The sequence below is a fragment of the Streptomyces sp. AC602_WCS936 genome, assembly GCF_019049125.1.
Taxonomy (GTDB): Bacteria; Actinomycetota; Actinomycetes; order Streptomycetales; family Streptomycetaceae; genus Streptomyces.
In genome coordinates, this window is record NZ_JAGMUF010000008.1 from 83,231 (window position 1) to 95,480 (window position 12,250).

At 73.8% G+C, this 12,250-nt stretch carries 14 protein-coding genes; 2 read left to right on the plus strand and 12 right to left on the minus strand.

Annotation, left to right across the window (positions count from 1 at the left end):
- Positions 1-112 precede the first annotated feature (112 nt).
- A complete protein-coding gene (locus tag KUM03_RS03055; RefSeq protein WP_217245446.1) occupies positions 113-1,291 on the plus strand; it encodes a class I SAM-dependent methyltransferase in 1,179 nt (392 codons plus the stop codon).
- Here the strand turns inward: KUM03_RS03055 and KUM03_RS03060 are convergent.
- From KUM03_RS03060 to tsaB, 8 genes are all read right to left on the minus strand, one after another.
- Positions 1,288-2,547, minus strand: coding sequence for an RNA polymerase sigma factor (locus KUM03_RS03060; protein WP_217245447.1), 1,260 nt, complete (start codon positions 2,545-2,547; stop codon positions 1,288-1,290). The two genes, KUM03_RS03055 and KUM03_RS03060, sit on opposite strands and share 4 nt — an antisense overlap.
- Before the next feature lie 44 nt (positions 2,548-2,591).
- On the minus strand, positions 2,592-2,948 hold the full coding sequence (locus KUM03_RS03065; protein WP_217245448.1) for a YciI family protein: 357 nt from the start codon (positions 2,946-2,948) through the stop codon (positions 2,592-2,594).
- Positions 2,949-3,089: 141 nt separating this feature from the next.
- Positions 3,090-4,127: an LCP family protein gene (locus KUM03_RS03070; protein WP_217245449.1), complete on the minus strand. Its 1,038-nt coding sequence runs from the start codon at positions 4,125-4,127 to the stop codon at positions 3,090-3,092.
- Between the two features lie 129 nt (positions 4,128-4,256).
- Positions 4,257-5,309 (minus strand): LacI family DNA-binding transcriptional regulator, encoded by a 1,053-nt coding sequence (locus tag KUM03_RS03075; protein ID WP_217245450.1) that lies wholly within the window; start codon positions 5,307-5,309, stop codon positions 4,257-4,259.
- Positions 5,310-5,439: 130 nt separating this feature from the next.
- On the minus strand, positions 5,440-5,697 hold the full coding sequence (locus tag KUM03_RS03080; protein ID WP_217245451.1) for a hypothetical protein: 258 nt from the start codon (positions 5,695-5,697) through the stop codon (positions 5,440-5,442).
- Complete coding sequence (gene tsaD, locus KUM03_RS03085; RefSeq protein WP_217245452.1) at positions 5,694-6,809, minus strand: tRNA (adenosine(37)-N6)-threonylcarbamoyltransferase complex transferase subunit TsaD; 1,116 nt, start codon at positions 6,807-6,809, stop codon at positions 5,694-5,696. The genes KUM03_RS03080 and tsaD overlap by 4 nt, the downstream gene beginning before the upstream one ends.
- On the minus strand, positions 6,802-7,287 hold the full coding sequence (rimI, locus tag KUM03_RS03090; protein WP_217245727.1) for a ribosomal protein S18-alanine N-acetyltransferase: 486 nt from the start codon (positions 7,285-7,287) through the stop codon (positions 6,802-6,804). Before rimI ends, tsaD begins: the two co-directional genes overlap by 8 nt.
- 47 nt (positions 7,288-7,334) lie before the next feature.
- Positions 7,335-7,988, minus strand: a complete 654-nt coding sequence (tsaB, locus tag KUM03_RS03095) for a tRNA (adenosine(37)-N6)-threonylcarbamoyltransferase complex dimerization subunit type 1 TsaB (protein WP_217245453.1) — start codon at positions 7,986-7,988, stop codon at positions 7,335-7,337.
- Positions 7,989-8,199: 211 nt separating this feature from the next.
- On the opposite strand from tsaB, the gene KUM03_RS03100 reads away from it, so the two are divergent.
- A complete protein-coding gene (locus KUM03_RS03100; RefSeq protein WP_217245454.1) occupies positions 8,200-8,754 on the plus strand; it encodes a hypothetical protein in 555 nt (184 codons plus the stop codon).
- A gap of 66 nt (positions 8,755-8,820) precedes the next feature.
- Here the strand turns inward: KUM03_RS03100 and KUM03_RS03105 are convergent, their stop codons facing one another.
- From KUM03_RS03105 to alr, 4 genes are all read right to left on the minus strand, one after another.
- Positions 8,821-8,982 carry a hypothetical protein gene (locus KUM03_RS03105; protein WP_217245455.1) on the minus strand — a complete coding sequence of 54 codons (162 nt, stop codon included), beginning with the start codon at positions 8,980-8,982 and terminating at the stop codon, positions 8,821-8,823.
- A 185-nt stretch (positions 8,983-9,167) separates the two neighbouring features.
- Positions 9,168-9,710 (minus strand): tRNA (adenosine(37)-N6)-threonylcarbamoyltransferase complex ATPase subunit type 1 TsaE, encoded by a 543-nt coding sequence (tsaE, locus tag KUM03_RS03110; RefSeq protein WP_217245456.1) that lies wholly within the window; start codon positions 9,708-9,710, stop codon positions 9,168-9,170.
- Positions 9,676-10,935 carry an alpha/beta fold hydrolase gene (locus KUM03_RS03115; RefSeq protein ID WP_217245457.1) on the minus strand — a complete coding sequence of 420 codons (1,260 nt, stop codon included), beginning with the start codon at positions 10,933-10,935 and terminating at the stop codon, positions 9,676-9,678. The genes tsaE and KUM03_RS03115 overlap by 35 nt, the downstream gene beginning before the upstream one ends.
- A gap of 87 nt (positions 10,936-11,022) precedes the next feature.
- Positions 11,023-12,189, minus strand: coding sequence for an alanine racemase (alr, locus tag KUM03_RS03120; RefSeq protein ID WP_217245458.1), 1,167 nt, complete (start codon positions 12,187-12,189; stop codon positions 11,023-11,025).
- Positions 12,190-12,250: the final 61 nt, after the last annotated feature.

Sequence of the window (12,250 nt, forward strand, 5' to 3'; positions counted from 1 at the left end):
CATTTTGTACGACTGCTCGCATGGTGCGGGATCCTCGCAGTCCCCGGACCCCTGACCCGGCCCGACACCGCACCGGACGCACACCATCCACCGACTGGCCCACAATGTTCCGGTGAACGACCTCGACGCCCTCCTCGCCCTGCTCACCCCCGAGGGCCGCGCCCTCCTCGACGAGGTGCGCGACACCGACCCGGCACAGGAGCTGGCGGTCGCGACCCGGTTGCGGCGCGCGCACCCCGCGGAGCTGGTGTCGGCGGCGCTCGGACAGGCGCGGCTGCGGCAGCGGGCGGTGGCGAAGTTCGGCGCGGAGGACGCCGGGCGGATGTTCTTCACACCCAACGGGGTCGAGCAGTCGACGCGGGCGAGCGTGGCAGCGTACCGGGCGGAGTGCCTCCGCGCGGTCGGGGTACGGTCCGTCGCCGACCTGTGCTGCGGGATCGGTGGCGACGCGGTGGCGCTGGCGCGCGCGGGCATCCGGGTGCTGGCGGTCGACCGGGACCCGGCCACGGCCGCGGCGGCCCGCGCCAACGCGGAGGCGCTGGGGCTGGGCGACCTGATCGAGGTGCGCGAGGCCGATGTGACGGAGGTGGACACCGCCCCGTACGACGCCGTGTTCGTCGATCCCGCGCGGCGTTCCTCGAAGCGTGGCCGGATCTTCGATCCGGAGGCCTACTCGCCGCCGCTGTCCTGGGCCGTCGAGGCTGCCCGCAAGGCTCCGCTCGCCGCCGCGCTGAAGGTCGCGCCGGGCATCCCGCACGAGGCGGTGCCCGAGGACGCCGAGGCCGAGTGGATCTCCGACGGCGGGGACGTGAAGGAGGCGGTGCTGTGGTTCGGCACCGCGCCGGGGGCGGTGCGGGCCACGCTGCTGCCGGGGCCCCGCACCCTGCTCGGCACCGGCCTGCCCGACCCGGAGGTGCGCACGCCCGGCCGGTACCTGTACGAGCCGGACGGCGCCGTCATCCGCGCCCATCTGGTCGCCGAGGTCGCCGAGCAGGTCGGCGGCGGGCTGCTGGACGCGACGATCGCGTACGTCACCTCGGACGAACTGCGGCCGACGTCCTACGCCACGGCGTACGAGATCACCGAACGGATGCCGTTCAACGTCAAGAAACTGAAGGCACTGCTGAGGGAGCGCGAGGTCGGCACCCTGACGGTGAAGAAGCGCGGCTCGGCGGTCGAGCCGGAGGAGCTGCGGCGGAAGGTCAAACCGCAGGGGCCGAACTCGGCGACCGTGTTCATGACCCGGGTGGCGGGGGCGCCGACGATGCTGATCGGGCACCCCGTCCGCTAAGCGGTGTCCGTCTCCCGTGCCCGGCGCGACAGGAGCGCGCGTTCGCGTTCGTTGCGGGCGAGGGACGCGGCGCGGTCGAACTCCGTGCGGGCCTCGGACCTGCGGCCCAGGCGGAGCAGGAGGTCGCCGCGGACGCTGGGGAGCAGGTGGTAGTCGCGCAGGGCCGGTTCGGCGGCGAGAGCGTCGACGAGGGCGAGGGCCGGGGCCGGGCCCTCGGCCATCGACACGGCGACCGCGCGGTTGAGTTCGACGACCGGTGACGGGGCACGGGCCGCGAGCAGGCCGTAGAGCGTGGCGATGCGCGGCCAGTCGGTCTCCTCGTAGGTGTACGCCGTCGCGTGGCAGGCGGCGATCGCGGCCTGGAGGGTGTACGGGCCGGGGAGACCGGCGTCCCTGGTCGCGTGGGCGTGGTCGAGGGCGGTGACGCCGCGGGCGATGAGCATGCGGTTCCAGCGGCGGCGGTTCTGGTCCTTCAGGAGGACGGGCGTACCGTCGGGACCGGTGCGGGCGGCGGTGCGGGAGGCCTGGAACTCCAGCAGCGCGGTCAGGCCGTGGACCTCGGGCTCCTTGGGCATCAGCGCGGAGAGCACGCGGGCCAGGCGCAGGGCGTCCTCGCACAGGGCCGGGCGGAGCCAGTCGTCGCCGGCGGTGGCGGCGTAGCCCTCGTTGAAGATCAGGTAGATGACCTCCAGGACCGAGCCGAGGCGGGCCGCGCGGTCCGGGCCGTACGGCACCTCGAAGGCGACGTTCTTGCGGGCCAGGGTGCGTTTGGCGCGCACGATGCGCTGCGCCACCGTCGGTTCCGGGACGAGGAAGGCGCGGGCGATCTCGGGGGTGGTGAGGCCGCCGAGCAGGCGCAGGGTGAGGGCGATGCGGGCCTCGGCGGACAGCACCGGGTGGCAGGCGGTGAAGACCAGGCGCAGCAGGTCGTCGTCGATGTCGTCCGGGTCGGCGGGCTCCTCGGGCGGCGGGGAGGCGTTGGGCAGGTCGCGGCCGATCTCCGCCAGCTTGCGGGCATAGTTCTCGCGGCGCCGGATCAGGTCGACGGCGCGGCGCCGGGCGGTGGCCATGAGCCAGGCGCCCGGGTTGTCGGGCACGCCGTCCCGGGGCCACTGCTCCAGGGCCGCGACCATCGCGTCCTGCGTGAGTTCCTCGGCGATGCCGACGTCCCGGACCAGGCGGGCGACGCCGGCGATGACGCGCGGGGACTCCAGGCGGAAGACCGTCTCGACGGCCTCGGTGGGCTGTGGTTCCACAGCCCACCATGCAACACCCCCGGGCCGTCGGGGCCAAACCGGGCTCAGCCCTCCATCAGCTCCCGCACCTCGCAGGTCACCGTCCAGTACTCCTCGTGCACCTTGAGGAAGCGCTTGGTCCACTCGACCGCCTCGGCCTTGTCCTTGGCCTGGAGGAGCGAGTAGCCGCCGATGACCTCCTTTGACTCGGTGAACGGCCCGTCGGTGACGGACAGCTGCCCGCCCTCGTAGTGGACTCGGGTGCCCTGGGCGGTCGGGGTCAGCCCGGCGGTGTCGAGCAGCACGCCGGCCTTGGTCATCTCCTCCATCAGCTTCTCCATCCGCTGCACCAGCTCGGGGCTGGGGCCGCCGGAGAGGGCGTCGTTCTCCTCGATGCGGATCAGCGACAGGTAGCGGGGCATGGTGGCTCCTCGGTGGTTCCGGTGCCGGGTCGGTCCCGGCCTCTCACCCCTGCGTCGAACGGGAGGGCCGTGGATCGACACCCGCGGCGACATTTTCCCGGAACTCCCCGGAACTCCCCGGGACTCCCCCGGAAATCTCTGTCAGCGCAGCGATTCCCACAGGTCCGCGGCTTCCGGCTGGTCCGCCACCACGCGGTTGGGGTCGGCGGGCGCGGGCAGCACCGGCATCGTCAGGGTGCGTACGTCGTCCGCGTCGAGGTCCCCGAGGCTGCGGCCCAGGTTCACCAGCTCGCTCAGCGAGTCCAGGCCGGTGTCGGTGGTGAGGCTGCCGGTGACCGCGTCGGCGACCTGGTAGAGGCGGGTGGGGTCGGTGAGCAGGTCGGTGGTGGAGATCTGCTCCAGCAGCGCCTTGACCAGCTTGTGCTGGAGCTCTATGCGGGCGAGGTCGCTGCCGCCCGCGAGGCCGTACCTGGTGCGGGCGAGACCCAGGGCCTCGGTGCCGTCGAGGTGGTGGGTGCCGGCGTCCAGGTGCAGGTGGCTCTTGTCGTCGTCGATGTCGACGTCCGTGGTGACCGTGACCCCGCCGAGCGCGTCGACCAGGTCGGCGAAGCCGGAGAAGTCGACCTCGACGTAGTGGTCCATGCGCACGCCGGTGAGCGTCTCGACGGTCTTCACGGCGCAGACTGGGCCGCCCAGTTCGTAGGCGGTGTTGAACATCGCGCCGCTCGCCTCGGGGGTCGACCCACCGGACGGCAGCGGGCAGGAGGGGCGGTCGACGAGCGTGTCGCGGGGGATGCTGACGACGGTGGCGGCGGTCCGGCCGGCGTCGAGGTGGACGACCATCGCCGTGTCGGAGCGGGCGCCCTCGCTGTCGCCGCCGCCGAGTTCCCGGTTCTCCTCGCCGCTGCGCGAGTCGGAGCCGAGGACGAGGACGTTCAGGGCGCCGGTGGGCACCGGGGAGGCGGAGGGCGAGCCGGAGGGGACGGTGACCGGTCGCGCGGGGCGGTCGTCGCCCAGCGCGCCGTTGATGTCGACGCTTCTGATGTTGTCGTTGAGGTGCCAGTAGGCCCAGCCCGCCGCTCCGGCACCGAGCAGCAGGGCGGCGGCCAGTGCCAGGCCGGCCGCCCTCAGCCCTTTCCGGCGGCCACCCCGCCCGTCCTGTCCGCCCCGCGCCGCCATGCGTCAGCCCCCGCCCCGCCCGTTTCGTTCACGTCCCCACCGAATGCCCCGCCGGAAGGAACATAAGTCCGAATTATTGAAACTGGAACAGGTGGGTCGGGCTTCTGCGGAAATTCTCAGACTGGCGGCTCACCCCCGCGCAGGCGCCGCCGTACTGCTGCGCACCTCCAGGCTGGTGGCCAGTTCCACCCGGGTCGCCGCCGCCGAACCGTCGTCGCGTCCGAGGTCCAGGACCAGCCGGGCCGCCGCCTCGGCCATCTCCATCAGCGGCTGCCGTACGGTCGTCAGCGGCGGTCCCACCCAGCGCGCCACCGGCAGGTCGTCGAACCCGACCACGCTCAGGTCCTGCGGGATGCGCAGCCCCAGTTCGCGCGCGGCCTCGTACAGTCCGAGCGCCTGGAGGTCGTTGCCGGCGAAGACGGCGGTCGGCCGGTCGGGGCGGCGCAGCAGTTCCAGGCCCTGGCGGTAGCCGGCCTCGTGGTGGAAGTCGCCGGTGACGATCAGGCCGGGGTCGACCGGCAGCCCCGCCGTCTCCAGGGCGGCCCGGTAACCGTCGACGCGGGCGCGGCTGCACATCATCCGGGTGGGTCCGCTGATCGCGCCGATGCGGGTGTGGCCGAGGTCGACCAGGTGCCGGGTGGCGGCGAGTCCGCCCTGCCAGTTGGTGGCGCCGATGGACGGCACGTCGGCGCCCGGGTCGCCGGCCGGGTCCATCACCACGAACGGGATGGAGCGGCTGGTGAGCAGGGCCCGCTGGGACTCGTCGAGGCCGGACAGGACGAGGATCACACCGTGCGGGCGGCGGGCGGCGACCTGGTCGGCCCAGCTCCGGCCGGGGGTGAGGCGCCCCGCGCTCTCGGAGAGCACGACGCTGAGCCCCGCGTCCCGCGCCACGTTCTCCACGCCGCGGATGACCTCCATCGCCCAGGCGCTCTCCAGTTCGTGGAAAACCAGGTCGATCAGGGGCGAGCGCGTCGACTCGGCCCGCCTGCGCCGGTACCCGTGGGTACGCAGCAGTTCCTCCACCCGGGACCGGGTCGAGGGCGCGACGTCGGCGCGGCCGTTGAGGACCTTCGAAACAGTCGGCGCCGACACGCCGGCCTCACGCGCGATCTCGGCGAGGGTCGCGGTCTGCGCGGAACGCCTTTGCGTCCGGGTTTCAGCGGGCTGCGGGGATGTCATGGCGGCGATCGTAACCCTGCGGGCCCTCTTGACGTAGTCCCCGGACAGCGACAGGGCATCGGAACATTCGCCTTATGCTCCGAAACATTCTGCCATTCAAGGTGACCGGTCCATTCAAGGAGACCAGTCGTCAGTCGTCGGCCACCGCCTCGAACCGCCACCGGTGCACCGTCCGCGCGACCAGACCGGCGTCCGGTTCCGGCAGTTCCGGCAGTTCGGCGTCGTAGGCGGCGTCCCACCAGGTGATGACGAGGACCCGGTCCTGCGGGGCGCGCAGGGTCTCCCGGCGGACCGGGACGGCGGCGAGCGGCTGCGCCCGCGCCCAGGCGAGCAGTTCCTCGCCCCGGCCGGGCACCGCCCGCGCCTCCCACATCAGCGCGACCGTCACGAGTACAGGTTCTCCTTGCTGACCTCGTGGACGTGGTCGTGGTCGTGGCCGTGTGGGTGCCCGTGCCCGTGCCCCGGCACGTGCGGGTCGGTCACCGGCAGCGAGGAGTCGGCCGACAGGTCCCAGTCGGAGGCGGCCCGGTTGCGGGCGACCATCTCGGCGCCGAGGGCGGCCACCATCGCGCCGTTGTCCGTGCACAGCTTGGGGCGCGGCACGCGCAGCCGGATACCGGCCGCCTCGCAGCGCTCCTGGGCCAGCGCCCGCAGCCGGGAGTTGGCGGCCACACCGCCGCCGATCATCAGGTGGTCGACGCCCTGGTCCTTGCAGGCCCGCACCGCCTTGCGGGTCAGCACGTCCACGACCGCCTCCTGGAAGGACGCCGACACGTCCCGCACCGGCACCTCCTCCCCCGCCGCCCGCTTGGCCTCGATCCAGCGGGCCACGGCCGTCTTCAGCCCGGAGAAGGAGAAGTCGTACGCCGGGTCGCGCGGACCGGTGAGGCCGCGCGGGAAGGCGATGGCGTCGGGGGCGCCCTCGCGCGCGTAGCGGTCGATGACGGGGCCGCCGGGGAAGCCCAGGTTCAGCACGCGGGCGATCTTGTCGAAGGCCTCGCCGGCCGCGTCGTCGATGGTGGCGCCCATCGGGCGGACGTCGGAGGTGATGTCCGAGGAGAGCAGGAGGGACGAGTGGCCGCCGGAGACCAGCAGGGCCATCGTCGGCTCGGGCAGCGGGCCGTGCTCCAGCTGGTCGACGCAGATGTGCGAGGCCAGGTGGTTGACGCCGTACAGGGGCTTGCCGAGGGCGTAGGCGTACGCCTTGGCGGCCGAGACGCCGACCAGCAGGGCGCCGGCGAGGCCGGGTCCGGCGGTGACGGCGATGCCGTCGAGGTCGCGGGCGCTGACCCCCGCTTCCTTCAGGGCGCGGTCGATGGTGGGGACCATCGCCTCCAGGTGGGCGCGGCTCGCCACCTCGGGGACGACGCCGCCGAAGCGGGCGTGCTCGTCGACGCTGGACGCGACGGCGTCGGCCAGCAGGGTGGTGCCCCGGACGACACCGACACCGGTCTCGTCGCAGGAGGTCTCGATCCCCAGGACCAGAGGTTCGTCAGGCATGGTTGTCGGTTCCTCGTTCGGTTCCCGGCAGGGAGGTGGAAGGGTCGGTCAGGCGCATCACCAGGGCGTCCACGTTCCCCGGCTGGTAGTAGCCGCGTCTGAAGCCGATGGGCTCGAAGCCGAAGCGCTCGTAGAGGCGCTGGGCGCGGGTGTTGTCGACCCGGCACTCCAGCAGCACCTCGGTGCACTCGAAGGCGGTCGCCGCCCGCAGCAGTTCGGTCAGGAGCCGCGCGCCGAGACCGGTGCCCCACTGGTCGCGGGCGACGGCGATGGTCTGCACGTCGGCCTGCTCGCCGGAGGTGACCAGGCCCGCGTAGCCGACGACCTGCCCGTCCGTCTCGGCGACCAGGTACCGCCGGGTCGCGCCGGGCCCGCGCGCGTGGGCCAGCTCGGACCAGAACATGCCGCGGGACCAGGCGTCCTCCGGGAACAGCTCCCGTTCCATCCGCAGGACGGGGTCGATGTCCCACCAGCGCATCTCGCGCAATGCGGCGGTGGAGGACCCGGCGGCGGTGACTGACTCGGTCACTTGGGGGTGACCACCTTGTAGTTCTTGGGGACCTGGGCGTCGGGCCGGCGCAGGTAGAGCGGCCGGGGCGCGGGCAGTTCCTCGCCCGCCGCGAGCCTGTCGGCGGCCAGGGAGGCGAGCGCGGCGGCGGACACGTGCTCGGGCTCGTGGGCCTTCGGGAAGGTGTCCGGGTACAGCAGCGCGCCCGCGCCGACGGCCGGGAGACCGGCGACCTGCTCCGCGATGTCGGCGGGACGGTCGACCGCCGGGTCGGTGAGGCGGGTGCGGGAGTCGGCGTACCGGGCCCAGTAGACCTCCTTGCGGCGGGCGTCGGTCGCCACCACGAAGGGGCCCTCCAGGTCGGCGGCCCGGGCGAGACCGTCCAGCGTGCACACGCCGTGCACGGGGACGCCGAGGGCGAGCCCGAAAGTCTCCGCCGTCATCAGGCCGACGCGCAGCCCGGTGTACGGGCCGGGGCCGGTGCCGGCGACGATGCCGGTGACGGCGTCGAGGCGGAGCCCGGCCTCGGCGAGCACCCGGTCGACGGCGGGCAGCAGCAGCTCACCGTGGCGGCGGGCGTCGACCTGGCTCGACGAGGCGATGACGTCCGTACCGTCGTGCAGCGCGACGGTCACGGCGGGCGTGGCGGTATCCAGAGCGAGCAAGAGCACGCAAACAGCCTACGGCGCCGCGGGGCCCGTGTCGGACGCCCGGTGGGCGGTGCCCGGCGGACGGCGAGGGCGCGCGCCCGGGTCGCGGCGGCGGGCCGACGCCGACCGACCTCCCCCCGTGTCGCGCAACGCGGTCATACGGTCACGTACTGCTACCTTCGCCGGAGACGGACGCACCAACGCACGACGTACGACGACGAGGTGGTCGCCAGTGGCAAGCAGCAGCGCCGGTTTCGTCGCCGGGCTCACGGCGGCGGCGCTCGCGACGATCGGCTTCCTCGCCCACCAGGCCTCGGTCGCCGCCCCGCACGACCTCCGCCGGGCGCACGCGAGCAGCGCACCCGCCCCCGGCGCCTCCAAGGCGCCCCGCGACCGACGGCACCCGGAAGCGCTGCCCGCGGGGACCGGAAGGGGTGAACGGGTGGTGTACTCGGTGGACGACGACCGCGTGTGGCTGGTCGGCGCGGACAACCGGGTCCGGCGCACCTTCGAGGTCACGCCCAGCACGGTCGACCCGGCGCCGGGCACCTACGCGGTCACGTCGCGGTCCAACCGTGTCACCGGCTCGGACGGCATCCCGGTCGAACACGTCGTGCGCTTCACGAGCGTCGACGGCGTGGTCATCGGGTTCAGCGCGGCCGTGGACGGTTCGACGGCGAAACCCGACCCGGACGAGCGCACCGGCGGCATCCGGGAGGCCCGCGCGGACGGCGACGCGATGTGGCAGTTCGCGACGATCGGGCAGCAGGTCGTCGTCGTCCGCTGAGCCCTCCGCCTGGGCGACCGCGGTGTCAGGCGGCCTCGCGGTGCTCCGGGACGGACGCCTGGTGGGTCAGGCCGCTTCCCGGTGCCCCGGGACGGGCGTCCGGCGGGCCTCCGGCTCGGGTGCGCACGGCGGCGTCGAGACCGCCGCGGCGGCGGCGCAGGACGCGAGCAGGTCGTACATGGACACACCGGTGGGCGCGGGCCCCGGCTGCGGCTTGGTCTCTGACACGGACGCCTCCTGATGGTCGGGGGCGGGACGTAGTTAGGCATGCCTAACTACGAGCTGGGTACCATGTGACCACGCGCAAGACCCGGAACGCAATATCTTGCCGACGTCTTGTCGGAACATCGGCTGTCTTGTCGGAACATCGGCGTCTTGCCGGGACGTCCCGCGGCGGGCGCGGGACCGGCGGCTCAGACCGCCAGCACACTCAGGTCGGCCGAGGTCCAGCGTTCACCGATCCCGGCCAGGGTCACGTGCCGCACCTCGTCGGTGGTGTCGCCCTCGGCCCGGTGGATCCGGAGCTGGAGCCGGTCGTCGGTCAGCTCCTCGACCTTGCCCTCGCCCCACTCCACGACGATCACCGAGTCGGGCAGCGAGACGTCCAGGTCGAGGTCCTCCATCTCGTCCAGGCCGCCGGAGAGCCGGTAGGCGTCGACGTGGACGAGCGGCGGGCCGTCGCCGAGCGAGGGGTGGACGCGGGCGATCACGAAGGTCGGGGAGGTGACGGCGCCGCGCACGCCCATGCCCTCGCCGAGTCCCCGGGTCAGCGTCGTCTTGCCCGCGCCCAGCTCCCCGCTGAGCATCAGCAGGTCACCGGCGCGCAGCACCTTGGCGAGCCTGCGGCCCAGTTCCCGCATCTGCTCCGGGGAGGTGACGGTGATCTCGACGGCGGGGGCGGAGTCCGAGGACCCGGAGGGTTCAGCCGGGCCCTGGTGTGCTGCTGGTGCTTCCATAGCCATTTACGGTAGCGGCTGCCGGGACGGCCCCCGCGCGGGCGAGCAGGTCGGCGAGCCGGTCGGTGACCAGCTCCGGATGTTCCAGCATCACCAGGTGGCCCGCGTCGGGCACGAGCACCAGCTCCGCGTCCGGCAGCAGGCCGGCGATCGCCTCGCTGTGCTCGCTGGGCGTCACCAGGTCCCGCACACCGGCCAGCACGAGCACCGGCAGCTCCGCGAAACGGGCGAGGGCGTCGGTCTTGTCGTGGTCGTTGAAGGCCGGGTAGTACTCGGCGACCACGTCGATCGGCGTCGACTCGATCATCCGCTCCGCGAACCGCGCCACGGCCGGGTCGACGTCCCGGGACGCGAACGAGTACCGCTTGATGATCCCGGCGAACAGGTCCGCCGTCGCCCGCCGCCCCTTCTCCACCAGTTCGGCCCGCTGCCCCAGCGCCTTCAGCACACCCGGCAGCACCCGCCGCACCGCGTTGACCCCGGCCACGGGCAGCCCGAAGTTCACCTCGCCGAGCCGCCCGGAGGAGGTGCCGACGAGGGCGACGCCGACGACCCGCTCGCGGATCAGGTCGGGGTACGCGTCGGCCAGCGCCATCACGGTCATGCCGCCCATGGAGTGCCCGACCAGCACGATCGGGCCCTCGGGGACGGCCGCGTCGATCACGGTCTTCAGGTCGCGGCCCAGCTCGTCGATGGTGACCGGCCGGTCGTCGCGCACCTGGGCGACGCCCCGCCCGGACCGGCCGTGGCTGCGCTGGTCCCAGTGGACGGTGCGAACGACGCCCCTGAGGGCCGCCCGCTGGAAGTGCCAGGAATCCTGGTTGAGGCAGTAGCCGTGGCTGAAGACGACGGTCACGGGGGCGGGGGCCCTGCGGCCGAACAGCCGCCGCCGGCGCCGGGTGAGCGCGGACTCCGTCTCCGGCTCGACGTCGTCGACCTCGTAGTACAGCTCGGTGCCGTCGTCGGCGTACGCCCTGCCGGGGGTGCCGCGCAGTCCGCCGTACGGTCCCGCCGAGTCGAGGGCGACCCGGGCCTTGTGGCGCATGCCGCGGCCGACGGTCAGCCGCTCTATCGCCACGCCGGCCGCGGCACCCGCCGCGACCACGCCTATCGCGACGCCGGCGATGCCGGTCGCCCGGCGCCAGCCGCCGGCGGCGGCCTCGGTGGCGGCCTCCGTGGCGGAGGCGACGGCCGACGCGACGGCCTCCGCGTTGCTCTCGCTCACGTACACCGCTCCTCTTCGCCGGGCCCGCGGACTGCTGTGCGGATACCCGCTGGTCGTTGACTCACCTGCACGCGCACGCCGTGCGCGTCACTCGTTCACGTAGACGCGCGGAACGCGTGCTCCGATCCGGGTGACGATCTCGTACGCGATGGTGCCGGCCGCCTGCGCCCAGTCCTCGGCGGTGGGCTCGCCGCGGTCGCCGGGGCCGAAGAGCACCGCCTCGGCGCCCGGCTCCGGCCGCTCCCCGCCCAGGTCGACGACGAACTGGTCCATCGCGATCCGCCCCGCGACCGTGCGCCACTTGCCGCCGACCAGGACCGGACCGGCGGACGAGGCGTGGCGCGGGACGCCGTCCGCGTAGCCGAGGGGGACGAGGCCCAGGGTGGTCTCGCCGGGGGTGGTGTAGTGGTGCCCGTAGCTGACGCCGTGGCCGCCGGGGACCTGCTTGACCAGGGCCAGTGAGGCGGACAGCGTCATCACCGGGCGCAGGCCGAAGTCGGCGGGGGTGCCGATCTCGGGGCTCGGCGAGACGCCGTACATCGCGATGCCGGGGCGTACGAGGTCGAAGTGGGTCTCGGGGAGGGTGAGCGTGGCCGGCGAGTTGGCGATGTGCCGCACGTCCGGACGTACGCCCTGCCGCTCCGCGTACGCCGTCATCTCCCGGAAGCGGGTGAGCTGCGCGGCGATGGAGGGGTGGCCGGGCTCGTCGGCGCAGGCGAAGTGCGACCAGAGGCCGGTGACGCGCAGCAGCCCCTCGCTCTCGGCCCGCAGCGCTTCCCGGACCAGTTCCTCCCAGTCCCCGCCCGGCTGGCAGCCGCCTCGGCCGAGCCCGGTGTCGGCCTTGAGCTGCACCCGCGCGGGCACCGCGGCCCGCCGTGCCGCCGCGACGACCTCCTCCAAGGCCCACATCCCGCTGACGGACACGTCGAGTCCGGCCTCGACGGCCTCCCGCCAGGGCCCGCCCGGCGTCCACAGCCAGCACATGATCCGCACGTCGTCGGGCAGTGCCGGGTCCGCGCGCAGGGCGAGGGCCTCCTGCGGGGTGGCGGTGCCGAGCCAGGTCGCGCCCGCCGCGACGGCCGCGCGGGCGCACGGGATCGCGCCGTGACCGTAGGCGTCGGCCTTGACCACGGCCATGAGAGCCGCCCCGGGGGCCCGTTCGCGCAGTGCGCGGACGTTGGCCCGCAGGGCGGCCAGGTCGATCTCGGCCCGGGCCCGCGTCCCCGCGTCCCGCCGAGCAGCTGTCTCACTCATCGTGGCCCCAGTCTCTCAGAGCACCCGGCGCCCGCTTCCGCCCCGCACCGCGGGCCTTCCG